At 53.7% G+C, this 25,556-nt stretch carries 28 protein-coding genes; 19 read left to right on the top strand and 9 right to left on the bottom strand.

The window, feature by feature from the left end; all coding sequences use genetic code 11:
* Positions 1–7: 7 nt before the first annotated feature.
* The 4 genes from SH528x_RS17150 to SH528x_RS17135 form a co-directional block, all read right to left on the bottom strand.
* Positions 8–406 (bottom strand): hypothetical protein, encoded by a 399-nt coding sequence (locus SH528x_RS17150; protein WP_442511718.1) that lies wholly within the window; start codon positions 404–406, stop codon positions 8–10.
* A gap of 86 nt (positions 407–492) precedes the next feature.
* Complete coding sequence (locus SH528x_RS17145; protein WP_442511717.1) at positions 493–1,062, bottom strand: hypothetical protein; 570 nt, start codon at positions 1,060–1,062, stop codon at positions 493–495.
* A gap of 152 nt (positions 1,063–1,214) precedes the next feature.
* Positions 1,215–1,658 (bottom strand): GNAT family N-acetyltransferase, encoded by a 444-nt coding sequence (locus tag SH528x_RS17140; protein ID WP_442511716.1) that lies wholly within the window; start codon positions 1,656–1,658, stop codon positions 1,215–1,217.
* A gap of 213 nt (positions 1,659–1,871) precedes the next feature.
* On the bottom strand, positions 1,872–2,435 hold the full coding sequence (locus SH528x_RS17135; RefSeq protein ID WP_442511715.1) for a hypothetical protein: 564 nt from the start codon (positions 2,433–2,435) through the stop codon (positions 1,872–1,874).
* Positions 2,436–4,218: 1,783 nt separating this feature from the next.
* Between SH528x_RS17135 and SH528x_RS17130 the strand changes: the two genes are divergently transcribed.
* A complete protein-coding gene (locus SH528x_RS17130) occupies positions 4,219–5,412 on the top strand; it encodes a recombinase family protein (RefSeq protein WP_442511714.1) in 1,194 nt (397 codons plus the stop codon).
* 67 nt (positions 5,413–5,479) lie between these two features.
* Here the strand turns inward: SH528x_RS17130 and SH528x_RS17125 are convergent, their stop codons facing one another.
* The 3 genes from SH528x_RS17125 to SH528x_RS17115 all read right to left on the bottom strand — a co-directional run bounded on the left by SH528x_RS17125 (position 5,480) and on the right by SH528x_RS17115 (position 7,293).
* Positions 5,480–6,067, bottom strand: coding sequence for a hypothetical protein (locus tag SH528x_RS17125; RefSeq protein ID WP_442511713.1), 588 nt, complete (start codon positions 6,065–6,067; stop codon positions 5,480–5,482).
* 222 nt (positions 6,068–6,289) lie between these two features.
* Entirely contained in the window at positions 6,290–6,760 is a 471-nt protein-coding gene (locus tag SH528x_RS17120; protein ID WP_442511712.1) for a hypothetical protein, read from the bottom strand.
* Positions 6,761–6,942: 182 nt separating this feature from the next.
* Positions 6,943–7,293, bottom strand: coding sequence for a ClpX C4-type zinc finger protein (locus SH528x_RS17115; protein ID WP_442511711.1), 351 nt, complete (start codon positions 7,291–7,293; stop codon positions 6,943–6,945).
* 2,043 nt (positions 7,294–9,336) lie between these two features.
* Here SH528x_RS17115 and SH528x_RS17110 point away from each other — a divergent pair.
* Positions 9,337–9,462 (top strand): hypothetical protein, encoded by a 126-nt coding sequence (locus SH528x_RS17110; RefSeq protein ID WP_442511710.1) that lies wholly within the window; start codon positions 9,337–9,339, stop codon positions 9,460–9,462.
* 52 nt (positions 9,463–9,514) lie between these two features.
* On the opposite strand, the gene SH528x_RS17105 is transcribed toward SH528x_RS17110, so the two are convergent.
* Positions 9,515–11,374 carry an integron integrase gene (locus SH528x_RS17105; RefSeq protein ID WP_442511709.1) on the bottom strand — a complete coding sequence of 620 codons (1,860 nt, stop codon included), beginning with the start codon at positions 11,372–11,374 and terminating at the stop codon, positions 9,515–9,517.
* A gap of 482 nt (positions 11,375–11,856) precedes the next feature.
* On the opposite strand from SH528x_RS17105, the gene SH528x_RS17100 reads away from it, so the two are divergent.
* The 4 genes from SH528x_RS17100 to SH528x_RS17085 all read left to right on the top strand — a co-directional run bounded on the left by SH528x_RS17100 (position 11,857) and on the right by SH528x_RS17085 (position 14,011).
* Positions 11,857–12,300 (top strand): hypothetical protein, encoded by a 444-nt coding sequence (locus tag SH528x_RS17100; RefSeq protein ID WP_442511708.1) that lies wholly within the window; start codon positions 11,857–11,859, stop codon positions 12,298–12,300.
* 86 nt (positions 12,301–12,386) lie between these two features.
* A complete protein-coding gene (locus SH528x_RS17095) occupies positions 12,387–12,893 on the top strand; it encodes a hypothetical protein (protein ID WP_442511707.1) in 507 nt (168 codons plus the stop codon).
* Positions 12,894–12,986: 93 nt separating this feature from the next.
* Positions 12,987–13,367, top strand: a complete 381-nt coding sequence (locus SH528x_RS17090; protein ID WP_442511706.1) for a hypothetical protein — start codon at positions 12,987–12,989, stop codon at positions 13,365–13,367.
* A 254-nt stretch (positions 13,368–13,621) separates the two neighbouring features.
* Positions 13,622–14,011 carry a hypothetical protein gene (locus SH528x_RS17085; protein WP_442511705.1) on the top strand — a complete coding sequence of 130 codons (390 nt, stop codon included), beginning with the start codon at positions 13,622–13,624 and terminating at the stop codon, positions 14,009–14,011.
* A gap of 110 nt (positions 14,012–14,121) precedes the next feature.
* Here SH528x_RS17085 and ltrA read toward each other — a convergent pair whose 3' ends face one another.
* On the bottom strand, positions 14,122–15,525 hold the full coding sequence (gene ltrA, locus SH528x_RS17080) for a group II intron reverse transcriptase/maturase (protein ID WP_442510522.1): 1,404 nt from the start codon (positions 15,523–15,525) through the stop codon (positions 14,122–14,124).
* A 653-nt stretch (positions 15,526–16,178) separates the two neighbouring features.
* On the opposite strand from ltrA, the gene SH528x_RS17075 reads away from it, so the two are divergent.
* The 13 genes from SH528x_RS17075 (at position 16,179) to SH528x_RS17015 (ending at position 25,507) form a co-directional block, all read left to right on the top strand.
* Entirely contained in the window at positions 16,179–17,009 is an 831-nt protein-coding gene (locus SH528x_RS17075) for a DMP19 family protein (RefSeq protein ID WP_442511704.1), read from the top strand.
* Positions 17,010–17,107: 98 nt separating this feature from the next.
* The gene (locus SH528x_RS17070; RefSeq protein ID WP_442511703.1) at positions 17,108–17,731 is read left to right on the top strand and encodes a hypothetical protein; all 624 of its coding nucleotides are present in this window, start codon (positions 17,108–17,110) and stop codon (positions 17,729–17,731) included.
* Positions 17,732–17,883: 152 nt separating this feature from the next.
* Entirely contained in the window at positions 17,884–18,309 is a 426-nt protein-coding gene (locus tag SH528x_RS17065; RefSeq protein ID WP_442511702.1) for a thiol:disulfide interchange protein, read from the top strand.
* A 129-nt stretch (positions 18,310–18,438) separates the two neighbouring features.
* Positions 18,439–18,777 carry a hypothetical protein gene (locus tag SH528x_RS17060; RefSeq protein ID WP_442511701.1) on the top strand — a complete coding sequence of 113 codons (339 nt, stop codon included), beginning with the start codon at positions 18,439–18,441 and terminating at the stop codon, positions 18,775–18,777.
* 511 nt (positions 18,778–19,288) lie between these two features.
* The gene (locus SH528x_RS17055) at positions 19,289–19,783 is read left to right on the top strand and encodes a hypothetical protein (protein ID WP_442511700.1); all 495 of its coding nucleotides are present in this window, start codon (positions 19,289–19,291) and stop codon (positions 19,781–19,783) included.
* Between the two features lie 260 nt (positions 19,784–20,043).
* The gene (locus SH528x_RS17050; protein ID WP_442511699.1) at positions 20,044–20,805 is read left to right on the top strand and encodes a hypothetical protein; all 762 of its coding nucleotides are present in this window, start codon (positions 20,044–20,046) and stop codon (positions 20,803–20,805) included.
* A gap of 113 nt (positions 20,806–20,918) precedes the next feature.
* Positions 20,919–21,389, top strand: coding sequence for a hypothetical protein (locus tag SH528x_RS17045; protein WP_442511698.1), 471 nt, complete (start codon positions 20,919–20,921; stop codon positions 21,387–21,389).
* A 120-nt stretch (positions 21,390–21,509) separates the two neighbouring features.
* Entirely contained in the window at positions 21,510–21,965 is a 456-nt protein-coding gene (locus SH528x_RS17040; protein WP_442511697.1) for a hypothetical protein, read from the top strand.
* A 145-nt stretch (positions 21,966–22,110) separates the two neighbouring features.
* Positions 22,111–22,410: a hypothetical protein gene (locus tag SH528x_RS17035; RefSeq protein WP_442511696.1), complete on the top strand. Its 300-nt coding sequence runs from the start codon at positions 22,111–22,113 to the stop codon at positions 22,408–22,410.
* Between the two features lie 221 nt (positions 22,411–22,631).
* A complete protein-coding gene (locus SH528x_RS17030) occupies positions 22,632–23,216 on the top strand; it encodes a hypothetical protein (protein WP_442511695.1) in 585 nt (194 codons plus the stop codon).
* Between the two features lie 120 nt (positions 23,217–23,336).
* Positions 23,337–23,678: a hypothetical protein gene (locus tag SH528x_RS17025; protein WP_442511694.1), complete on the top strand. Its 342-nt coding sequence runs from the start codon at positions 23,337–23,339 to the stop codon at positions 23,676–23,678.
* An 810-nt stretch (positions 23,679–24,488) separates the two neighbouring features.
* Entirely contained in the window at positions 24,489–24,827 is a 339-nt protein-coding gene (locus SH528x_RS17020) for a hypothetical protein (protein WP_442511693.1), read from the top strand.
* Positions 24,828–24,961: 134 nt separating this feature from the next.
* The gene (locus SH528x_RS17015) at positions 24,962–25,507 is read left to right on the top strand and encodes a UvrB/UvrC motif-containing protein (protein ID WP_442511692.1); all 546 of its coding nucleotides are present in this window, start codon (positions 24,962–24,964) and stop codon (positions 25,505–25,507) included.
* Positions 25,508–25,556 lie beyond the last annotated feature (49 nt).

Below are 25,556 nucleotides of genomic sequence, written 5' to 3'. Positions count from 1 at the left end.
GCGCATGTCAATCATAGTAGCGTATTGTCCAAGCGTAGTCTTCCATCGCGAGGATCCCAGGGCAGTAGGACCGGATTGTCGACCAGATGGCCTCTAGCACCACCTTATCAGCGTTGTGCGTTACCTGCGTGGTTACCATGCATTGAGACGACGCTACTAGCTCGCGTGTTCGCACGTCACCTCCAGTCGCGGACCTGAGACGCTCCAGCACCAAATTTAGGTCGTCATCAAAGATCGGATCTCCCTTCGTGGTTACGTCGATCAAGATGCCACAATCCGCACCGTCGCGGAGCACCATCTCGTGGTCGAAGCTAATGTTAGCGTTGGCCGCACAAACTGCTCTGCGCAATTCGTCGAAGGTTGTTGCCTTACCGTCTGTGACAAGATAGCGATGGTATGTCGTCATTTGGCAGAACGGCCGCCATCACCGAGGACGGCCAAAGTGGTTTCAATTTGTAAACGCCCCATGCCGTCCTTCGGTGGATGGCATGGTTACCCCGGACGCATTCGTTTCCGACGGGCAAGTCGATGGGACATCCACCAGCCGAGAGTCGTAAATAGCCGTCGCAATTCGCGTGAACTCACTCCAGTTAGCTTACCATACGCGTCTCGCACACACTTGGCAGGAGCGTCCGACATTGAAAGCAGTTTCTCGTAGTCGGACAGAGCGTTAGCGTAGTTATCTGACAAATGGTCGACGTGGTGCTGGCGTTCATTCGCCCCGTAGTGCGTTTCGACTGTGGAAAGCTCAAAGTGTACGGCAAATCCCTCCTCCAATCCGTTAGCGTTACCGTATTCACCGTCAGTCAGGTGTAGATGCACTGATTCGTGCGCAACGTTTGCAATAAGAGCCGGTTCATACAATGTCGCGTGAGGTCCGACCAACACAACCGCGTTATCACGGTCGAAAGCTATTGTTGGGCCAGCATCCGACTGACGAACATCAACCGTGCCAAAGTGGCGCAGCGGTCTGCCAAGCAGGTCTTGCAATTCGTTGCGACAAGCTTCGATTAGAGTCAAAGCTTGGCGATCCTTGTCGGCAGGCAAACGTACGTGCGTCAAAATTCAATGGGGTAACGACCGCGATAACGGGGGGCGAGAGCAGGAGCTTGACTTCAGGACCGACTGCGCCGAGCCCTCCCGTTCATCGCCTAGTTCGTCGGCATAGGCGGGTTCGCCGACCACCAACGGCAGCGTTTACGAATATCATACGGTCAGTCAAGAATCATCGCCATCTCATGTTCGAGAATTTGCTGTCGCGGCGGTGGAAGGGCTCCCGTTTTGCCCGTGGGAACGAAGCCGCAAGATTCGTAGAGCCGAATCGCTTGGATGTTTGAATTGGCAACATCGAGAATAAGCCGTCGGTAATTCTCGTTTTGTGCCCACTCGATTACGGTGTGGACAAGAGCAGCACCGATTCCCTGTTGTCGAGCTTCGGGTGCGACCCACATGCCGAAGAGCCCCGCCGTTTGTTCATGCTGAGTGGAGGGCGCACAAACGGCAATCCCAACGTCGTCCCGATCGGCTGTCGCTGCAAGGAAGTGAGCGACCATCTTGTTTTCGGTTCGAGTACGCCACTCGGTGTCAGTTCGTTCTTGTTCTTCAGCGAGCGTGCTGCCGAACGCATCTGGTGCATCCCCGAGGCAGCGAAGACGCATGGAACGAATTCGTTTCCAGTCAGCGGGTCGGGCTCGCACGATTTGAAAATCAATCATCGGAGCAAGCTGGTCTAGTGTCTCGAGGGAAGGTACTGATCGCCGTATGACAGGTGGGTCCGACGAACGCCAGCCGTAACCGAGCGGCGACGAAAAAGTTTCCATTTCAAAACCGCCCGACTTCGCCGCTTCGGTTCACGGCATTGTTCTGCCACGTCATAGGTAGAAGTGTTTGGAGAACCAGGCGTGCGTAGTATTGGTGACGCAAGCGTCCACGATATCGAATTCGGAAGGTAGCGGCAATCTGGTTAGATCATTCGATGCTTGAATAGATTCCACCAAGCCGCGGCCCGTAGCGACGTTGCCACTTATGTTCGCGTGAATCATCAGAAACCATTTATTGTCATGCATGTCAGATGCAATGTCAGGCATCATGCCTTCGAACTCAGGGAAAACCTCCGCCCATTCCGACGCGGAATCAGGACCGAAGCCAAGTTCACGGATGATTCCCTTTCCGGATTGGAAATCGCAGTCGAATGTGTCGTGAGCTACGCCAAACCGAAGATCAAGAATTCCGTACTTCGCGATTTGCAGATAGAGGTTGCGTACATCCTCGTGTAACAACGTTGCGTCAACAGCGAGTTCGCTTCCGAGGCGCGAAAGGTCTTCGCGCAACGATTCGTGCGTCGACACCGTGAACCGGCGTCCAATGAATTGGTGTAGCGTCGCATAGCGAAATAATCGCAGGACGGTTCGGACGTCGGTTGGAACTGCGATCATGGTTGGGGTCAGTGGCAGAACGACCGCGGTAACGGGGTTCGCGGGTTTGATGTTTTATTAAAGTGGACTGGCTCGCGAACTCCCGTTCACCGCATGGTTCTGACCGCGAGCGGTGCTTACCAAGCTTGCAGTGAAACGAGCCCAACGATGCATCAGTTTAGCATGAGTCGATCCAGCCATGCAAGCAAATGGCGACGCTACCAGCGTCGGAGCAATGGCAAAAAGATGTAGGGCAGAAAGATGATTGCGTTCGAAGCAATTGAACGGGGTGGGAAACTATGGCTGACCGAAGCAAAACGGCCCATTGCGTCATTGCACCGGCAGCATTCTCGTCCGCGACGACACACGCATCGTCATGTCCGCATTCGGTCGCATTGGAGGTCGAATCAAAAACGACTCAAGCGTGTCAGAACGTTTGGGTTTTGCGGGCCGGATCGGTTGATGTTCCATTGCCAAACGCCTGCAAGCCCGGCTCCGTAACAACCCATGGTTCGTCGCATCTTAGTGCTCATGCGATTGGGTAGTTTAGAAACTGGCGTCATCGGTGAAGATAGGTACGCCAGGCAAAACCTCGTCCCAGTCAGCGAGGATCGGGGTTAGTATACGGAAGAAAACCGGTTTCGAGGTGGTATTGTTCGCCAGCATGACGTGCGGTGCATAGACAGTCCTTGTGAAGAACGCGATCACCGGTGGGGCGCGTCGATGTCCATAGAAAGCGGTGTAAGACGCAAGGAAAGGCGCGAAGGATAGTGTATAGATTGGAATCAACGTAAGCGTTATGGCAACGTGACGCATCCAGTGCTTGAGTCTAGATGATGGGCGCGGAAAGGATAGGACCGCAATGAATGGCAATAGCGAAAGCAAAAGGCTTGCAACTCCCAGGTTCCAACCCAACAACGCAAAGCCGACAGCAAAAAGGGCGGTTAAGGATAACGAGTGTCGAATCGTCACGACGAGCTCCAACTATCGACGAACTATCTTTTTAACCCCGGGTCAGTCGGGTGATATAAGCAAATTCGATCTTATATCACTGGGTGAGTCAAGCGATTTGGGTTATATCACTCGGGAGATCGTTACTCGAGTGATATAGGGTTTTACCACTCGAGAGCATGCTGGCGGGATTGAAGACCTCGGTCTTGAAATCGAAGGGACAGGCGTCGTCCAGCGTCTCACTCTCTGAGAATGGTCGAGTTTGATTCGCTCGCTGACGGATCTCCTGGCAGAGCCGTGCAGGGACGACCCCACTCATCGCGGCGATCTCGCACTGGCACTCTCCAGAATCCGTCCGAAATCGGTCTCAAACAGCAGCAGTCTCGAACTCTCTGGTCGCCTTTGCCATCGATACTCTCGCTCGCCCATTTCTGTTAACTAGGGCGAGCATGTTAACTGAGAGAGTCTGAGAGATTTCGTTGTTGGGTTCGGGGTGGCGAGGCGGAAAGCTGCTTTCCGGTTAGGTAACCCGACCGGACAAGAGCGAACGCGGCGAACCAGTTGTGGCAAGGAAGTGCCGAAAACACGGGAATAAACGCAAAAAGGCCGATGCGTGTGCATCGGCCTTTGACGTTTAAGGTGGGCAGCAGCATTTCGCTACTGTCCACGAAGGCTCAAATTTTGCCTTCATGACGGTGGGCAAAGTAGTCAACACAATTTAACACTCACAACCTTTTTTCAAAAAAGTGTGTTAACCAGAGACTGTTTGCATGAACGCTTCAATCGACGTGCCTGATGCATCAATTACAATGAAGCGTTTGTCATCAGACCTTGTGCCGAAGGGAGCGGTTTCATGTTGGAACAGCCTGTCCGTTGTGCGATTTATGCACGTCAGTCGCGAGTCAACGGTCGTGAATTTTCTTCATGTGATCTGCAGCGACAAATCTGCATGCACACCGCCGCCAATTTTAGTTGGAAGGTCGTCGACGTGTTTGAAGACGCCGGCCAGTCAAGTGAATCGCTTGCTCGAGCAGAAATGCAACGCCTACTAGCCGGAGTTGAGCTTGATCAATTCGATCGAGTCATTGTCTACAGCATCGATCGCTTGACTCGACGGCTTTTTGACTTCGCGAGGTTGATGGATATCTTCGACCGCTTCGGCGTCGCGTTGACAGTGGTCACCGATCCTAACTTCAACGAGTCCGCATCAAGTCGCTTTACGTCCAACATTATCGCTGCGGCGAGCGAATTCCAACAACAGCTGACACGGGAACGCATGGCGGAGTCACGTGCCGCATTGAAGTCTCGCGGACAGCGAGTTGCCGGTCTCGTTCCGTTTGGATACACGATTGACAGGATATTCAACCGACTCGTTGCGGTGCCAGAAGATTCGGTCGTGGTGTGTGATTTCTTCAAGCTCGCCGAACGCGGAAGAACACCGGCGGAGATTGCCGATTTGGCGAACCGGCGTGAGGGCGGCCAAACTGTCTGGAACGCGCGTCGGCTATTGCAAATCCTTTCCAACCCCGTTTACGCTGGCTATCTGCCTGGCGATGCGAAGCAGAGAGGCAACCACGAGGCGATTGTTACGCCTGAACAGTTCGAGCGGGTCCGCCAGCAAGTAAAAGCTCGACAGAGAAGGGCACCGCAAAAACGGGATTCGAACGAGGATTTTTTTCCGCTGCGTGGTTTACTGCATTGCGCAAAGTGCGGCCGAGCGTTGAACACGAACACTAGCACCCGGGGCAACATCCGATATCGCTGGTACCAATGTCGGTCCCACGCCGGCGGACGTCCGCCATGTCCCAAGGTTTCACTACCAGCATGGGATATCGAAGAGTTTGTCGCAGCAAGACTCTCTGGTTGGTCGACCGATTCAGACGTGGAGGAGCGATTCAGCGATGAATGGAAAGTCATGGTCACGTCGGAGCGGCAATCGCTCCTGAAGGAGTTTGTGCTCCAAATCGACTACGACAGCGATAGCCGTGATATTGGCTTCACGTTCAAAGACGATGCGATTGAATTGTTTGCCTCACCCGAGCAGTAGCTCGATAGCAAGCAATCGTAAGCTTCGAAGGCTGATCAAACTCCCCATCGTTACGGCGCCGCCACGGTTATCCGCCGGGTATAGTCTTCGAAAAGCGGACGCGACCGACCGAACTACGCTGCTCGCGAGGAACGACAAAGCCCCCCTGGCCATCGCAATACAAGTTGACCTCAGGAATCACCATTTCTCGGAAGAATTCTGAGTGAGAGGCAATCGACTTGTATCCGGACACCGGCGGCATTCCAATGTCGTCATTCAACTCGTTCTCAGCATCCACATCAGAAGCATCCATATACCGCGTTGTGGTTCCGTCTGGCAGATGAAGCTTGAGTTCAACGACGCCCGCAGTGTCATTCGCTTCGTATGTGACAACGCGACTATTTAGTTCAGCCATGAACTTGCCGACGTCGAGTGGCAGATCGCGTCCGACCGAATGAAAAATCGCTGACCAGGGGGAATCAGCGAGTTCAACAACCGTTCCGGAAGGATCAAAAAGGGAGGCGGATGGTTCAATCCACCTTCCGTCTTCCAGCGAGAGCTTTGCGACGCTCTCGTACGCTGCCGCGACTTCGTCAAAATCTGCATCACAAAACAAGACGAACCAATCGAACCCTCCAAAGTCAGAGAGATGTTTCAGGTATGTACGAGGCTCCATAGACAATTTGTGGCTCCGTGTCATTTCCGGTTTGCTGATGCTCACTGCCTTGCTGATCAGAACAGGCTGGCAATGCGACGAAAGCCGGTAGTAGCACCAGTGCTCTAAAAACTTGTGATTGTTTGCATATTCTAGTTCAGCCGGATAACGTTGGCGATGTCACGGGGGACGGAAAGTTGATGATCCATTAAGCAAACGCCGCAAGCCGTCCGCACGTAAATGTCATGGTTCCCCCCGATCTTCGTATTTGTGTGGAGACAGTCGTCGAACCACTTGCCGAATTGTATCGATCCATTTTGGCGGCGGCTCGGGGAGATCAAATATACCGCTTTCGTAGACCGTTAATCCAGTGTGAGCTTTGCGCAGGAATGCAAAAACGTGTTCCATCGCCGATTCATCGGAATTGCTCACCAGTTGCATCGTCACCATGCACGTCGCTTTCTTGAGGCGCGAGATGATGGCATGACTATCGCGTCGGTTCTCGGCAAAACCGATCAGTAGATCAATATCGCCATCGAAGATGTCTGATCCGCGGTGCGACACGTCCACTAGAATTGCGCAATCGTGGTCACCGCGTAGGATCGCATCGCCATTAAGCCGATAGGAATCATCGGTCGCACGCAATCCGTATTCCAGGTCAGATAGGCAAATCGATACGCCGTCGTCGATTACGAAGCGGTCATACGTCGTCATCTAATTACTTGGGGGAGCGTCGAGGATCACCCGGTCCTAGCGGTTGAGCAACCATTGCCCAAGAGGCACTCGAGGACTCGGAGTGCATCCGTTGGTTCCCCCGTGAACTCGGTGAGTTTGAGTCAGAAAGCTTAACGCTAGCACGACCGAGCAGTATATTGAAGCGGACATGCAACCCCGTGTCATTCCTCGTGTTCCGCGATTACACGGGCGCATATGACAAGACAGTCTCTGCATATTGTCGCATCGCATTCGTTCGAGGCCAGGTGTATTCCGTTTGGTGGTAACTTCTCGCAAAAAGAGCAGGTAGCGCGGGGAAGCGGCGAATACGGGTTCGTTTTGTTTACGTCGTGCGGCGCAACCATTTGAGGGTCTGATTTTACAGCAGATTCGACACAGCCTGCGCAAATAAATACGTCGTGTGGCGCCTCAACGAGTAGACTGCAGTCGAGGTGGTGTACGGAACAGAAAGAACACCGTATACCGTTGAGGGCCTGAGTCCCGAGCAGAATTCGGAGCAACGATTTGAGCATTTGAATTTAATTCGGGTAACGGCGGCCATCACCGGGCACGGAGAGTGATGTATCCATTTGTGAAAACGCGCAAGCCGTGCTCCGTGTGAATGGCTTGGTTATCCGCAATCTAGTCGCCACCGCGGGCAAAACATTTGCGCATCGTCGGACACGCTGGGGCGCCGTATCCCAAGGCATTCAGCGAGCCCACCAAGATACGCGCCTTCATCATCTATTTCATCCAGTTCTACTTCGCATGGCAATTTTTCCCCGGAGTTCTTGGAAATGATTCGGTCATTGTAATTGGGACTGTCGACCTGGAGATGTCGTACACATGCGCCGCTTCGGTACAGAACGAAATCAAAGGATAGGTCGCAATCCCCAACGGAAAAGGCGAAAACATCGAAGCGATCAGCCAGGGTAGCAATCGCTGGGCGAGTCTTCTTGGAATGCCAGAGTGCGTACGAAACGTCATCACCAAGCATTAACCAATCGTAAACCTTGCATGCGATAGCGCAGTGTCGCGTTCTAGGTGGCTTGCATCGTTTGTATTTGAGCCCGGGCAATGAAGGCATATCAAAAACGCTGTGTTGATTTCCGCAACGAGCGTAGATTTGGTACGGGGAAATGAACCGCCCGTGCTGCGTGAAAAGCTCAATCACATCTTTCTCGGATAACTATCTTTTTAACCCCGGGTCAGTCGGGTGATATAAGCAAATTCGATCTTATATCACTGGGTGAGTCAAGCGATTTGGGTTATATCACTCGGGAGATCGTTACTCGAGTGATATAGGGTTTTACCACTCGAGAGCATGCTGGCGGGATTGAAGACCTCGGTCTTGAAATCGAAGGGACAGGCGTCGTCCAGCGTCTCACTCTCTGAGAATGGTCGAGTTTGATTCGCTCGCTGACGGATCTCCTGGCAGAGCCGTGCAGGGACGACCCCACTCATCGCGGCGATCTCGCACTGGCACTCTCCAGAATCCGTCCGAAATCGGTCTCAAACAGCAGCAGTCTCGAACTCTCTGGTCGCCTTTGCCATCGATACTCTCGCTCGCCCATTTCTGTTAACTAGGGCGAGCATGTTAACTGAGAGAGTCTGAGAGATTTCGTTGTTGGGTTCGGGGTGGCGAGGCGGAAAGCTGCTTTCCGGTTAGGTAACCCGACCGGACAAGAGCGAACGCGGCGAACCAGTTGTGGCAAGGAAGTGCCGAAAACACGGGAATAAACGCAAAAAGGCCGATGCGTGTGCATCGGCCTTTGACGTTTAAGGTGGGCAGCAGCATTTCGCTACTGTCCACGAAGGCTCCCCGATCCCGACCGTCTCCGGAAAGAGTCTCGGTTTGCCAAATGTTCTAAACCAATTACGTGCAAGGGATTACAGCAAATCCGTCCGGTTCGGTCAATGCCTTTTTCGATCCAGACGTTCGAAGAATTCTGCTGGGCGGGTTAACAGCGGAGTGTTAAACGGGAGCGAATTGTCGTTCTCGAAAGACAGTGTGACTCTCTGTTAACAGCGAAGGCGATTCATCATCCAGCCATCATTTTTGACGTTGTCTCTGGCGCATGAGCATGAATTTCTGACTACAGAGATAACATTGCAGTCGTTGGTTCAAATCTGGCTCCCGCAACTTCTCTGGACGATCCAACTCGTTCCAGACCCACAAGTGAACGAAAGGTCGGCATGTACAGCATGTCGGCCTTTCTTCGTTTTTACCCAGTAAATCGCGGTGTTTTCGCGTTGCCCAACCGCCCGCCGCGTTCTTCGTTTCTTGGGGCTGGTCATTACCCTGGGTTATGGGATCGGGAACATTTCGGCGTCTTGGGGCCGTTTTCTCTGTTTCTTCGTTTCTCTGCCCGTTCGGGTTAAGAGTCGTCCGACTCTCCCAGACGGTCCGGATACGGAAAGGATTCACCCCGCAAATTGCTGGGTTTTTGAGCGATTCTCACTTGAGGGGGTAGCAGTCGGCTCGATTTGCGGAGGAGAAATAGAGTAACGCTGGGTAATGTCAAACAGAGAAACAGAGGCATCGATCGCGCGGATCGCAAAAGGGATTGCGAGCGGTGTATTTACTGTTCGCCATCGCAATTGCGACTCGCAAGGTCCAGTGTCTCGGCAGCACCGAGCCTCCAGACGACTCATGGATGCTTGATGCGGCCGATCGTGCGACGGCAGGGCAAAACACGTAGACGACAAGTTTCCTCAAGGCACCGCACCTCACATCGACGCTAGAGAAGCGAGCTAGCTTAGAGAAGATGGGATTCCGACGAGCGAGAGAACGTAGCCCACGACAGCGGAGGCACGACGCACTCGCCAACTCGCCACGAGTTTCCACCAATTCGCCCTCGCTAGCAGAGGCGGCGCAGACTGTTTCAAGTCGGATGGTCCGGCGCGATCATCTCTCTGTGCCGCAAGATGTCCGTCGTCTATGCCTGACCGCTTCGGCAATTCCTGGTGGTTTCTTGCAAGCTCGTTCGCCAATGCCATCGGCTCGCGAGTCGTCTGAGCGGTCTTGACGATCACGGCCTGCTGGTGACTTGATTGCTGAGGTGCCGTTTGTTTCGGTACCGCCTGTTTTGGCGTCGCTTGCTCATTGGGCAATTCCTTTGTCGGGGTACTGGCGGTTGTTGAGTCGCCAGTTGCCGATTGCACTGACACCGCTTGGTCGGCTGCTGGACCGTCTGCTGCTGGACTCATGGAAGCCAAACGATCCAGCGGGCTAACCAATTTGACATCGGCCCGGTTGAGCGTGTGCAAGTAGATTCGTGTCGTCTTGATGTCCGCATGACCGAGCAACTCCTGGATCGTACAGATGTCCGTTCCCGACTGAAGCAGATGGGTCGCAAAGCTATGCCTAAAAACATGGGCACTGACATGCTTATCGATACCCGCCTTTTGTACTGCCGTGCGCAGCTGGGCGGGAAAGGTGTCTTTGTGCAAATGATGACGCCGCAGCACACGTGTCCGAGGATCACGCGACAGCCGATGAGACGCGAAGAGGAACTGCCATTTCAGTTCGCGCGCGGCCGCAGGATATTTTCGTTCGAGCGCCTTGGGCAAACACACCGACGCGGTTCCCTGTTCTAAATCGTGCTCATGCAACACCCGGCGTGATTCCATCCAGAATTTGAGATCCGCGACCACGCTCTCGGGCATCGGAACCATACGGCTCTTGCCTCCCTTGGAATGGTGCACTTCGATCACCCTGCGGTCGAAATCCAAGTCCTTCATGCGAAGACGCAACGCCTCGCTGATCCTCATCCCGCTGCCGTAAAGCAACTTCGCGATCACCAGATGAACTCCTCTCAGCTGCGAGAAAATGGCTTCAATCTCTAACTCGCTCAGCACGGTCGGAATCTGTTTTCCCTTACTCGCACGGATCGAATTGACCTCGCCCATCTTTCGCTTGAGCACGTGTTCAAACAGGTACAGCAGTGCATAAAACGCTCGGTTCTGGGTGGACGCGGCGACATTTCCATCCACCGCCATGTCGGTTAGATGAGCCTCGATATCGGCCGCACCAATCTTGTCAAAGTCGGCTTGGCACTTAAGTCCTCGCTCGAACATGAATGCCCGAACGTTTTGGACGTAGGCCCGCTCGGTCTCCAGCTTGTCGTGACGCAATCGAATGGCTCGGCGTAGATTCTGGATGACGTCCGGCTCCTTCGGATCAATATGACCGACTACGTCTTCAATCTCCTCCTCTTCACCCTCACACATCTGCTTGATTTTTTCAGCTCTGGCCAGCGCTTCCAGCTTGGTGTGGATGAATTTGAAGTCATCCAGCGAACCGGCCTGGACGTGGCGACGGTAGAACATCAACGACTCGATGATCTTGAGTCGTTTCCAAGCGGGGGTCTTCCGCCGCAAGTGATCTCTCAGAAACGCAATCACATCGTCCGGAGTGAATTCCCAGGTCGGTTGCGGCTTACGGCCGTGGAAACGGCACATTTTCTCGAACCAGATCTTCGACCACTTGTCTTGGCTTTGTCGCCAAGTCCCCTCGTCCCAAGTCCCCTCGGCGTGACCCGTTTGTGTCATCGATTTGCCCGACGCTGTTACCCGATTCGGCACGGTGAACTCGCCCAACCGGTCGTACACAATCGATTCCGTTCAGGTGACCCGCGGCCGTCAACGACAACCACGTCCCTCTCCCGCGACCCATCTCAATGCGTAGGACGTTCTGGCAACATCGGCTGTGCCGTCCTTCTCGCAAGGTCGCCGCACTACGGGGCGATTCTTCGCACCACCCTGGAGAAGGTCAACCCAGCACCTGAAAATATTTCTCAAATTTGCTTGACCCACTCTTGGAGAGCCCACATACTGGCCTTTCGGACCCCCGGCGATAAGTCCGGCAACCCGGAGATAAGTTCCCTATGCAACCGGCGATAACACCCCGCGTGTCACCGAAGACGCCGGAGGCGCACCCGGCGATAACACCCCTCTCGCGTCCTTATCTTCGGACCAACCGGGGATAATTACATCGTTACCCGATTGAGATCCAGTCGTTTTTGAGTGTCACCTTTAATCCAAGTGTCGTGCCAAAGCTGGTCAGATCTTTCTCCAGGTTCAAGCTATCCTCATTGCTTTTGCTTGTCGCGTTGTTCGCGATTGCGTTCCTCGGCTTTCGCCGTTGGTTCGACCAAAGGCCGATCCAGTGGGTGGCGTACTCAACTCAATCATTCGCGGCACCTTTCGACCACGATACACCAGTGATTGTCTTCGTCGGTGCTGGTTGGGACGTGAACAGCCTTGTGGTGAAACAGCATTCGTTTGAAGATCAGAAACTGAAACGCGTAATACGGGAAAGATCTTTCACTCTCTTCTATGCGGATCTAACCTCGTCGTCCCCGGAAGTGCTTGGTTTTCTGCGCCGGATTGGTCGTAACACGACGCCGACGATTGCCGTATACTCTGGCGGTATTTCGGGCACGCCCGTCGTGTTGGACGGGATGGTTTCGGCGGATCAAGTCATCAATGCGATCGCCTCACAATCGAAGCCGACACCAAGCAATGACGGCGGGTAACAATCCCGTGCACCGAAGGACGGCTTGCACGTCTACTCGAATGGAATCTCAACCGCCCGTCCTCGGTGACGGGTAACGTTCTGTCGATGAAGAAACTCAATCCGTACGAACCGACGACGGACGCGACTGAAGACCGAATGCTTATTGAGCGTCTACGGGAAATGATCTTTGCGCCGACGCCCTCGCGCATCGCCCCAGAACAGCCAATGCGATGGGTTGTGGACGCAATGATTGCGTTTGTGCTGATTATCGCCGGCATCGTAATCGCCGGATTGCTGCGCGACGCTTTCGCTTACGTGGGACCACTCGCATATCCGACCGCGTTGCTCGTTGCGTGGTTTCCAACTGGATTGTGGATCCACTATTGCAACGTGGGACGCGACAGCGTTCGCTCAAACGTAATCCTGATTCTTGTTCTTCTTGTCGTCTTCGCCGTATCCGCAGGGTGGAACGGGCTGGTGTTGCTTCCCGCCAGCATCGTCACGCTACTCCCCATTTTGTTGATCGAATGGATTGCTGGTAAGATTGTGCTTGCGGCGTTACCAGGCGCACACGAACGTCCTGGAATGACACAAAGAACGACAGAACAATGACATGCACCGAAGGACGCGAGCCGAGCGGTTTGGCAATGGTTGAGTCTTTCGCGCGTCCTCGGTGATGTCCGCCGTTCTGCCTCAAAGTTGCTCATGCGATATGAATTACAGTTTCGCGACATGAAGATTGGCGACGTCACTGAGGATGATGCCGATTTCCCAAACCTCTGGGGCACGATCACTTACAATGAATCACTCGAACGTCCCACGACTGAAGAACAAAAACGACTGGCGCGTTTCATTGAATTGAATCGGGACAGTATTCGGTTGGTTGATATCGAACACGAACAGGATGTGTCCGCTGAACTCGATGCGATTAACAAGGAACTCGAAGCGTTCAACGACTACATCGAAACTGACGATTGGTTGCTCATCACGGACAATGGAAAAAGGCTCCCGATTCTCTGTCCCATTCTTCGCCATGACGGCGAAATTGTGTGGCGATGGAACCCTCGCGAAATAGGAAATGCATGACGCTTTGATGGACGCGGTCAGAAACACATCTGGAGACAACGACAGAAGACTTGAAATTCAACACGCCGCGAAAAAGAGGCAGAACAATTGCGTGAACCGGAGCGGCGGACCACGCGGAATTTGAAGTCAACGTCAACCGCCGCCGCCCGGTTACGCTAAACGTTATCCAGACTCAATGGACATCCAAACTCGCAGTGCTTGCATTTCGCAACGCGATGTTTCGCCAATTAACACTTCCGCCATAGAGAATTTCGATGAGATCCGAACCAACGATCGTCTTTGCAAAAACTGGTGCCGAGATAAAGGCTGCCGTGAGGGAGCGTTGCCATCAAATTCAGCAGCGATTGGATCGCAGGCTTTCGGCACTTGATAACTTTCTAGCTGACAACAAGATGGTCCGCTCTTACATGATCCGAACTTCCGCATACAGAGGTATGCACGGAAGCGGAGATCCCGAACTTTGGACGAAAGAAGATATTTCGAGTGAGCAACTCGAAGAAACCCGAAAAACCTGCGAACGAATTTATGAACTTCAGCAAGAGCTGAGGCGTCTTCAATTACTAATAAAACACTTAGCTGATGACCAAGAATTTAAATTGGCGTTAGACGATTTGATTTCGTATGGTTTCCAAGTCGACGAATAAAAATGTTTACACCGTATTTTAACTGAGACGTCTGGATAACAATGTGAATCGGGATAGGGGCCCGGATTGCTCCGGGGCCCCTCCCACATCACCTAGCATGCGGGTCCGCACTAGGCGATTCGCCGCGAGGATGCAAGCTGTTGCCAACGCTCTAATAGACTCAGTAAGCCTTCACTTTTCAGGTGCTCGTTCGATAACGCACGCTGGACTCCCGACGTCTTGGATAGACGCCACGGGCCTTTGCCGCTAAACGCGAACGGACGGGCGTCCCGGTACGACAAGCCCAAGGATATCAGGTTGCGAAGCCGAGTGTTCGACTTCTTCCACTGCTTCCAGTAGCATGCCCGAACCCGTCGCCGAAGCCACTTGTCGAGCGTACTGAAAGTTGTCTTGACTTGATCTAACTGAAAATACCCAAGCCAACCAATTGCATAAGAACGGAACTCCGCGAAACGCTTCTTCATCGACACACCTCGGTTTCTACGAAAGATCTCCGAGACGCGCCGTTTGAATGCGTCGAGCTTCTTTCGACTCACGCGAAACTGTCCGCCAAAGCCACGGAATTCGTAGCCCACGTACTCAAGCTCTTGCGTCTTACAGACGCTGCTCTTGTCGTGATTGACTTGCAGTTTCAACGTCAGCGTCAGAAATCGCTCAACGCTCGCGTAAACACGATGCGCAGCAACATCCGACTTGGTGAAGATCACGAAGTCGTCCGCATACCGCACGAAAGGCAATCCACGCCGCTCCAGTTCCTTGTCCAGATCATCCAAATAGATGTTGGAAAGGAGTGGTGACAACGGACCTCCTTGCATCGTTCCTTCTTCGCTAGGTTGACATAACCCATCGATCATCACTCCGGCTCGCAGGTATCGTCCGATCAGTTTGAGCAGTCGCTTGTCGTGAACCTTGCGGCTCACGCGTGCCATTAACACGTCGTGCTGGACTCGGTCAAAGAATTTCGACAGATCCATATCGACGCATCGGCGTCGACCGCTGCGAATGATCTTCTGCACCTGCTTGGCTGCATCTTGCGCCGAGCGATAAGGTCGATAACCGAAACTTGATTCAGAGAATCCCGGATCGAAGATCGGCGTGAGGACTAACACAATGGCGGTTTGGATGACGCGTTCGAGCAAGTTTGGAATTCCGAGCTCTCTCGTGCCGCCATCGGGCTTGAGGATGGCCACCCGCCGGACAGGGTCCGGACGATAGGTGCCATCGAGTAGTTGTCGACGAATGTTTTGCCAACGCGGCGCAAACCACTCGGGAAAGTCGTCGACCGTTATTCCGTCGGGCCCAGGGGCTCCACGGTTGGCCTTCACTCTTGCCCAAGCCATTTCCATGTTGACTTCATCGACAATTGCTTCCATCAGATTGTGAGCATCATCGCCCAAGGCTGACTTCTCGATGGCCGCCAGAGCCGAATCATCCGTCGGGATGTTTGGCGCAGCGTCATCCACTACGACAAAGTCGAAGACGAGTTGCTCTGCGTTCGGATTCTCTGAGGTCATCGGTGGTTCGTTCCTTGACTGTTGACGTTCGGTTCTTCCCGTCGCCATTGGAATTGGCGGATCGGTACTACAACTTCTGCTGCATTCTCCAGGCACGTCATGCGTTACCGCATTCCGCCCCGCCTTTCGGGCAAGCCCTACTCACGGGTACGCCTGGAGTTCTCCCCAGATAAGGGTTTTCGTGATCTGTCCCCGCCCAAGCTCCCGATCTACCTGCGCTCACTCTTCCGGTTCGGTTTCGCAGTCAGCAGCCTGCTCACCTGTAGACGTCGGCCTCCTATCGGGTTTCTGTTCGTAGCCTGGCGGGTCTTGGCGTGAATGTGTCTGACGACGGTTTTAGCTTTGAAGCTCGTCCGATTCGGTTATTGCCCGATCGAAGCTGTTCTCGGCGGCTAGCCAGATTTACGGTCACATTCGCAGGCTGCCTTCCCACGGATCGTCACCTCCCCGCAGTTGCCCTCGCCTCGTACTGTTCTTTCGTTAGAATTTCATTTGGTATACTGACTCCTCGAAAGAAACCGGAACTAAGTACAGGGGACTTGCACCCCACAAGATCACGCCCATGCTGGGCGTACTGCACCGAAGTCGCCGACGGTGCGGAAATTGAAGCAACGATCACTCCGGCGACTCGGTGATCACGGACGTTATCTGGCATGAGTGAGCACAGCCTAGAACTGACGATCGACGCTCAAAAGCTGGCCGCAAAGGCTTTTCGTGCTGTGAAGCGATTTGACAGCACCGTGGTAATGGGTACTGCGCTACAGCGGATGCGTGAACGCAATCCGTTCGAAATCCCCCTAGGCTGTGACCGCGAAGCCGTCCTCATTCGCCTTATTGAACTGCTCGAAGAACTCGATCGATTGCAGATTCCGTACGAAATATCCGCCAACAACGTTCCGCGATCGTCCCACTTGTGGGAGCCGCGCAACTGGACCCTTGTGGACGCCCGCTCTGCATTGGAAACAATGCGGCGGAGAACAGTCGAAGCCGAACAAGAACAGCAAGGAAGGCAAAAATGGCTGGACTCACCCGATGGCAGGGAATACGTCGCTACGACCGAGCGATTGGACAAAGTCTGCGACTTCTTACGCTCGCGCTGGGAAGCGCTGGGGTTCGACAACCTGCGACCATCAGAGAAGGATTACTTGTACGTTTGGTGGTTGTATGTTGAAGTCATGAATGGTGCGTTTGACCAATACTTTTATAACTCCACTGGTGATTCGGCACTGCTCGCGTTGTCGGCCCTTCAATCACTCGGTGCCGACGGAGCGCATGCGATCCTGTTAGATGCCATTCATCAGTTTGATTCGGTTGGCGGGTTCAACTCGGATCGAACGGAGAGATGGGATTGCTTGGACGCGCTTCCAGATGGGGCCTTTGATGATGCAACACGCAGGTTTTATGATCTTGCCGAAGATGTTCGTGCCATCGCACTATTGGAAGTGGAACGCGACTACGGGCACGACGGCATTACGCCCGAATAGCCAGATAACTAAGCGATGAACGCGGAGTGGCCGACAGCGCGCTTACAAATGGAAGATCAACCGCGGCCACCCGGTTATCGCAATCGTTCTGCAACCAAATGATTGACATACACATCGAGTGCACGCCTGATTCAGAGTTGATCTTCGATCAGCGCGTTGCTGATGCGTTTCAAACCCCCGACGGTTGTTACAATATTTCCCACAACTTCGATCCAGACTTCTTGCACCTGCTGCCGAGAATCGCGGGCAAAACGCCAACGAAACCATACTTCTCAGCAAGTGATGGTCGTGTGCATCGAATAGGATGGTTTGTGGGCTACGCAGACGAGCACACTGAGCTTGTGGGACCACTACAACCTGGGATTGTCTACAACCAGCTCGACCAGCGTCTTACCGAGCGATCGCTTCCAGAGATCATTAATTCCACCGCCCTTGATCTCTTCGGTGGCGGCGAACGAATTCTGCCTTTCGCAGCCCTATCTGATCGCGGGGAGCCTGTCAGTCTCCGATGGCAGAATTACGATTTCCCCGTCAATGACTCTTTGTGTTTCGATACTTCCAGCGATCCTTACACGATTGTTCTTTGCGAGTCCCTCAAAGCGGCCGACGCCGCAAACGAATGGGAGGACGGAATCGTAGAGGACGTTCGGTATGACTCATTTCTCGTGCCCGTTGCAAAGTCTTTCGCCAACTTCGTTACAATGCTGAGAGCACATCCATAGCTGCAGAGCAGAACAATGCCATGCACACGGAGCACGGCTTGCGAGGTTTTACAAATGGAAAGTCATCTCTCCGTGCCCGGTGATGGCTGCCGTTCCCCGACTGAAATTGACTGAATGGTGCAGCCCAACATCGACCAAAGTGGCAAATCGCATTGAACACGAAGAGAGCATTCGTCACCGGTGGTGCTGTAACGGTCGTACTGGCCGCAGTGTTCGTCACGACTTCACGCGAACCAAAATCCATCGAATGGATTCCGTACACGACCGCCGCGGTCGCGGAAAACAAATCAGAGGGAAAATCATCGGCGGTCCTTTTCTATGCCAGATGGACTCTGTCCGCGGATCCGAAAGGCGGATTAGCGACTCCCGCGATTCATCAATCGCTTGCTGATGCCGGATTCGTTACGATGGAAGCCGACTTGACGAATTCCAGCATTGAGAACTTTCGCGAGCTAAAAGAACAGGGATTCACTTCAATACCCGTACTCGTGCTGTACCCTACTGCTGGGCCTCGGGTCGGATTCGATGGCGGCACACCTGAATCAGAGATTGTCTCAGCGGTTGTGCGTCCTCACTGATGATGTTGACGGCGGCCTTCACGACTGCGGGGAACCATCCGATGCAACCGAGCGGCGAAATCGGGCGTTTTGAAACGGAAGATCAACCGTCGCCGCCGGCTGATCGGTAACGTTATTTGATTCAAAATCATGCGTGAACACATTGCGGTCGTTTTTCTGATCGCTATCCTGCTGTCATTCGGCTGCTCGCCTGCCCAGCGTACGATTCCGCAATATGACCTCGTCGATATTGTCCCCGAAAGCTGGACGATGTCACCAGACGAGGCCGTGCTCGCCGCAACCGAGTACTGCGCGGCCAACCAAATCGACCTGTCGCGTCATGGAATACCAAGGCTTGGATGCGATTCCCTTGATGGTGAGCGATTGTGGAGTTTCCTGTACGATGGCGTCACGCAAATGGTCGGCAACCACTTCATGCTGCTGCTCAATGACGAAACAGGTGCCATCGAATACGTAGCCGGCGAATGATCGCGCTTGCCTATTTCCGTGCTATACTCGACGCGTACGCTCTGACACCACGATCGCGAGCAACGCAAATAACAATGCCGTGCAACGGAGCGGCGTCAACGTCTTTCGATTTGCTCATAGTTTTTCCTTCGCCGCCCGCTGACGGCTACCGTTACGAGATGAAGTCGTGCTGAAGACCGGAGTGGATGACATGCCAAGCGTGCCCTGCGGGGCATCGTCCCACGCCTGAACTGTGACGACCAACGGCTGCCCTGCGGGGCATCAACCAACGTCTGCCCTGCGGGGCACCAACCACCGCCTGCCCTGCGAGGCATTGTCCGACGACTGACAAATCGGTGACCCGCATGCAGCACTCGTTGCGGTCCGCGTGCGTCGGCGAGCCAATCGGCACTACGCTACACTAAACGACTCGTAACCATGCGATGATGACGGAGCGGCGGGGGGCGCCGTTTCCGCAATGGGTGAGTCATTCGCCGCCGCCCGCATATCGCAACCGTTATCGGATTGAAAAGTGAGTCGTAAACGAACCGCAATCCTTTGCATGTTCGCCTTTGCGGGAATAGGCGTGTTCGCGTCGTCGCAAACGTCTCAACAGATTTATCGTGCTTGGAAACGCTCTCGCATTGCCGCCTCAGCACCTGTCGCAACCGCGGCCTCACCGTCGATCCCGTGGACCGAACCCCAGATTATTGGCTGGCACTACTCGCTAGTCTCCCAATCACGGATCGCTGACTTTGGTTTTAGTGACACTACAGCAACTGCAAGTATTGGCGGGCCACCGGAAGAGGATCTGCCTCATCTTGGAATTAAGGCCGGGGACAAAAGCCAGATGGAACTCCGAATGTCTGGTGTGTTCTGGCGCATTTCACCCGCGGGTACTCTCTTGCTCAACGAGCCGGATTCCGATTACGCTCCAGAATTACGGTTGGTGTACATTGATGACCAGGTGGCTTCCGTTTGGAACATCACACTACGTGAACCTGAAGTCTACATTCGTTCTCGGTAATCTATGTTGTCGGTAGTATGATGGCCGGTGGCATCCGCTCGCCGTTTCCTCAACGATCGCCGATAACCATGGCATTCACACGGAGCGGGGCTTGTGGCCGAATTTGAAATGGACAACTTTACTCTCCCCGCCCGGTGATGCCCCCCGTTATCCGATTGAGTGTGTCTACGACTCAACGCACATCTCGTCGCCACTAATCGCGTCGGTAGATCGTTCGTCAGGCAAACATAAATTGGCATCGCTTACCTGGACTGGATTGGATGGAAGAACACTCGGAACTAGATGAACTCGTCGTTCGCTTGGAAAGCGAGGTCGATCGTTTCATTGGCGATCAGTCCGCTTCACAGAACTTTGCTGCAGTTACATTCTCGACTGACAAAGCGGTTGCCGGAGACTACCCGCAAGCAAAGCTTGATACAAAGAAAGAGTATCTGGAAGACGATGGGGATCCGTACCGAGACCGTTTTCCCAAATCCCTCCACGAACCGATCCTGCTTAAATTGAAGGGGACCGCGAGGTGGACCGACGTGTTGTCCTCAGAACTGTGGTCCGAAGGTTTTCTGCTGAACGACAAGGCGCTCACTATTCTTGAGCAATTTGATTTAGGAAAATCGAAAAAGTACAAAGCGGAGGTGCGCCGCAGGAAAGAAATCGCACAGTACACGTATGTTTTCTTCGTAAACCAAGTGTCTTTGGCCGATCTGGACATTGACAATTGTGAGTTCTATCTCGAAGACATGCTGGGTAGCCCAAAACGCCTGGTCGAAGTCACGTCGATCGAGGATTTTGCGGAGAAGAAAGGGCAGGCATTTCGTGGAGAGCTCGAGGGGAGCAGGCGTTTTAATCGGCTCGCTTACAAGAAGGCGAGCTTCCGAGCGGGGCACGCTCCGAAACCTGTAATCTTCGCCATGGGGCAACTCAGCGCGACGGAGATGTACGTTCGAAGGGAATTGCACGAGGCTCTGCGAAACGCCGGAGTGACAGGATTGGAATTCAAGCGAAACAACAAGCTGTTTGATTAGATCTTCGGATAACAATGGCATAAACGCGGAGCCGCCGATCACGCGTTTTCAAATGGAGCATCAACCTCGGCGGCCCGGTTATGCCAGGCGTTCCCCCAAACAAGTCATTGGTTGTGATTCGTCGATACACACCACATTTCTGTGTCGTCATTGTTGCGATGATCGGGTGTAGCGCCCCACTACCGCAGATTGACCTCCCTACCGTTGATAGCATCGCCTCCGCTACGGCTACACTGAACGGTGACTTTCTGGGGCACACTGACGTTGCTGAGTTCACGCTAACTCGCAATGCGATCACAGCAATCTTGCGAGCACTGTCTCCCGCAAGACAACGCAACGCCGATCGAACGGCGTCTCCAATCGGTGTGATATCCATTCGGTTGCACAACGGACAAACACATGTCATTCGATTCTATGATTTCGGACAGAACCCGATCGGCTTTGATTTCGACGGTATCCCATGCGCTCGGAATGGCGACTACGAACGAAAGAACATGCTTACGGATGACGAAACGGCCTTCTTTCCCAATGAGGGCATCAACCTATACAACTACCTTCGATCACAAAACGAGGGGGAACCATGACATGCACGGGAGGACGGCTTGCGGCGTTTGCTAGAATGGACGCTCAACTCTCCGTCCCCCGTGATGTCCGCCGTTCGTCGTGTCAAGAACATGTCGCGATTCTGCACAATTAGACGACTGGTGGACATTACGTTAGTTTTGGCATGCGCTCTCGCGTTTGGCGCGATTGCCTATCAAGTAACGCGTGATCAACTTGCTGAATCCGTCCTCGCAAAAGTCGATCGACTATCGTTGCATCCGCCGATAAACATGCCCAAGCTGGAGTGGGCGATTCTCGTGTATTGGACGCATAACTTGCACTGCGAGTCGATTCCGCAAACGACCATGTCCATTAACGAACTGCGACACCTCAGTCGCGATCTTAACGAAATGCTGCAGTCAGGACCGAGTCGTGATTCAATCGACTATCTTTGGGACCGATACGCCACTCTTACGGATGGCGGCGCTCGATATCGAGCAAAGTACGAGTCTATTCGCGATGCAATAATCGAGGCGGCTGCGCGCGACGGGGATGCATATTTCGACCGCCGTTCGTATACTGACTTTGTTGATTCCGTTTCAACCCGAGCAGAGTAAGGCCGACGAACAATGACATGCACGTGAGGACGGCTTGTGGCGTTTGCCCCAATGGATAATCAATCGTTCGTCCCCCGTGATGTCTGTCGTTCCCCGACACAATCAATTTTGCACTGCCGCAAACATGAACGCTGGCGAATTCGCGATGCTCTGCAAAACCGAGAAGGATGCGATTCTCAGCTCCTACTTTGACGCGACGTCTGACACTGCGGTCGCACGAATGATCGCGGCCATGGGCCTTGAACCGAAGCAAACGGCCGACCTCCGCACAACGATAGACGGAGTGCTGACCGATGCAATGTACACGTTGCTCGTAGCAATCGATGGTGGTGCCTCGCTCGGCGGCGTTCAACAACCGTATGACCTCCGTGACCTTACTGGAAAGGCAATATCGGGCGATGGTGAACTCGAAGCAGCGGCATTTGAACACTTCCACGAACACTAGCTCAATCAATTGCGTCTGCACGTCAGTCGTCGATTCAGACGGATTTGCTGGCGGTCGTCTCGCTCGGTATGATTGCTTTACGTCGATCGTATTGGTTGACGTTTGCTCCGCTGCCGGGCGGGGAACCATCCGATGCAACCGAGCGGCGAAGTCGGGCGTTTTGAAGTGGTTGATCTTCCGTCGCCGCCGGCTGATCGTCACCGTTCCCCGACTGAACCCCATTGATCAAACTTGGCTACATGGCGAAACGCATTGTCGGGCGTCCCGATTGGTTAGACGTGCCATCGGTCCACGATGTCTACGCTGTGTCCAACTGCATCTCACCAGACTTCGCGGACTACATTGATTTCTGGTCGCACAACGGATTCTGGTTTTTTGACAAACCTTCGCACATCACGCGTCTATGTTCGCAGCACGGAATCTCGCTGGATGACCTGGCGTTCGTCTACTACGAAGCCCATTCCCAACAATTCGACACCGATGATCGCACTTGGCATGGCTTCGTTCCTGATCCGGACATCAAAACCGATGTTTCGCCGCCAACGAAGCCGCACTTGCTTGGCTACGACATCGTCTGCTACTCGATGCAAAACGCTCCTGAATGCTCGCCCCTATCCTGCAACCAAGTTGCGGCGGACGTCCGGGTAAACTCGCACTGTCTGATCGACACGCTTGACTACGCTATTGAATGCCTCGAAACTGGCATCTTTGACAACGCTGAACCCGGCCCGATGCGGGTCATTGCGGTTCACACGCTCGGATCGAAAGCGGGCGGGGAACCATCCGATGCAACCGAGTCGCGGTAGCGGGGCGTTTCGAAATGGAAGATCAACCGCCGCGACCGGCTGATCGGTACCGTTCTGTCGCTAAACTCGGTGCTCGTATCAATGTCGCCCAACAATCTATCGAATGCACCAGTTGAGGCAGTGCCCGACAGATTGCCTCACGTGCACAAACAGAAGAAAACGGGTCGCCTGCCAATTCTTGTCGGCGTATTGGGTGGTATGATTGGCTGGATACTACTTGCATCGCTTGAGTCTCCGTCGTTTTACCGGCTGAGTGTATTGATCTTCGACGAGACGTCGCCCAACGCTTTGTTTGCAACTGCTGGATATTACTGCATTCATCGCACACTGCTTCTCGTGATGTGTGCAATCGGTGGTGGGATTGGAATTTCGTTGTCCAGCATGCGAATGCAGACTGCAATTCTGTTCCTCTTCGGTATACTGGTTGTTGTCGCTGTGTTCGCATCGATTTTTCCTCGCTAAACCCCGGGCGCGACAGAACAATGCGATGAACCGAAGTCGCGGAACCGGGCGACTTTGCAATGGAAACTGAACTCCCGCGACTCGGTTATCGCGGTCGTTATGCCAAGACCAGAACGCGACTCATGAAACTCCTGCCTTGCAAAGTTCCGTGGTCATTACGCCCCGCGTTCGGATTCTCACTGAATCATAGCGTAACGGAACAAGCTCATGCCTGCTCACTGTTGATGTTGGCAACACGAGAGAAAACGGTGAGGGCCATGCCGAAAAGCTTGGTTGCCATTGTCTTCGATGACTGCTTGGACTTGCGATTGACAAATGACGCGTGCTGGGACTGCAAGCCAACGCGGCTCGAATTTACATTCTTTCCTACAGACTTCAGCGCTTGCCCAAACGACTATTTGAAGTGGTACGAATCGACGTGGCTATCGTCAGAGAACTGCCCCGATCCAGCCTTTTATTTCGTTCCTGATTCCTCTTGGCCCTTGGAATCCAATTCTGGACATCGACGCGCATATACTCATTTCTTGGTAATGACGGAAAACGGTTACTTCGAATTCCTTTCTCGCCGAGCTCACTGGATCGAGTACAATTCCACTTCAATCCCATCGTTAATCTCGCCGAGAACTGAGCAGATGATCTGTCGCGGCGACATCGATGGCATAACAAAGCGATGAACGCTGAGCCCTCGATCGGCCGTATGGGCAGTGGTTGCTCAACTGCTCGGGCCGGGTTATCGCCAGCGTTCCCCGACTGAAGACAGAAACACTTCACTCAATGCGAATCCGCCTTTCGATAGCAGCAAGGAATCGGATGTTCTCCCGCGCTGCACGGAGGGTTCGACCGAGCATCGATCTCGTACTCGACCGGATAGCGGAAACTGAGCTGAAAAACCCAACCTGGGAGACTGTCCTGCTGGGAATCGCCGATGACCTACCACCCAATCGCATCGACACAATTCCGAACGACGACGACTACCTCCAATTGATGACGGGGTTTCCCCCCCTGAATGATTTCACGCCCGCGAATGATGCTGCGATCTTTGACGCTTTCGTCGCGCAGATTCGACTGGCGATTGATCAGTGTGGCCTCACTCCGACCGATACCAAGCAACTGTCTGGTATACTCGACGACGTCAATCGCGATGGTTGACGATCCCCGTTACCACAGAACGAGCGGGGAACAATGACATGCACGGGAGCACGGCTTGCGGCTTTTTTCGCAATGGATAGTTCACCCTCCGTGCCCCGTGATGTCTGCCGTTCGTCGACGAGGAAAGTGTCCCGATGTTTCACGTTCCGACCGACGACCGATGGGACGCACAGTCGATTGCGGAGTTGCTTCGCCACCGCCACCTTGATGCTTGCACTGTCGACGAAGCTGTGCGGATCACATTGCCGCTCACGCTACCGCATTCATTAGTCGGCAAACTGGTTTGGAGGCTGTTTCGCCCCAGCCCTTTGAAAATCACGATCTCGCATTGCCCCGAGAGATTTATTCGCAACGTCGACCTAGAGTACGACGTAATGAAGATGTCGATGGATTGCCCCTGCTTCGACGACATAGCGGAAGCAATGCGTCAACGTGGCTACTTAGCTGGCAATGATCGCGATATCGCCGCTCGTTACGTCCCAGGTTCTGCCGAACTGGCCAAGCTTTTTGACGAGATAGATGAATTGCAGATTCAGAAGGAAGATCTTGTCGCAAAGCAAGATTTTGAGAACGCCGTGATCGTACGTGACAAAGAAGAGGAGATTCGCAGCGCTATTGATGCTATGCTATTCCAATTGGTAAGCCGAACAACCGACACAGAAAACCGCGACGAACCATGACATGCACGGGAGGACGGCTTGCGCGGTTTTTGAAGTGGAGAGTTTTCCG

The organism is Novipirellula methanifontis, from assembly GCF_052161655.1.
Classification (GTDB): Bacteria; Planctomycetota; Planctomycetia; order Pirellulales; family Pirellulaceae; genus Novipirellula.
Note: the sequence above shows the minus strand (reverse complement) of the source record. Positions and strands in the feature narration are given on the sequence as shown.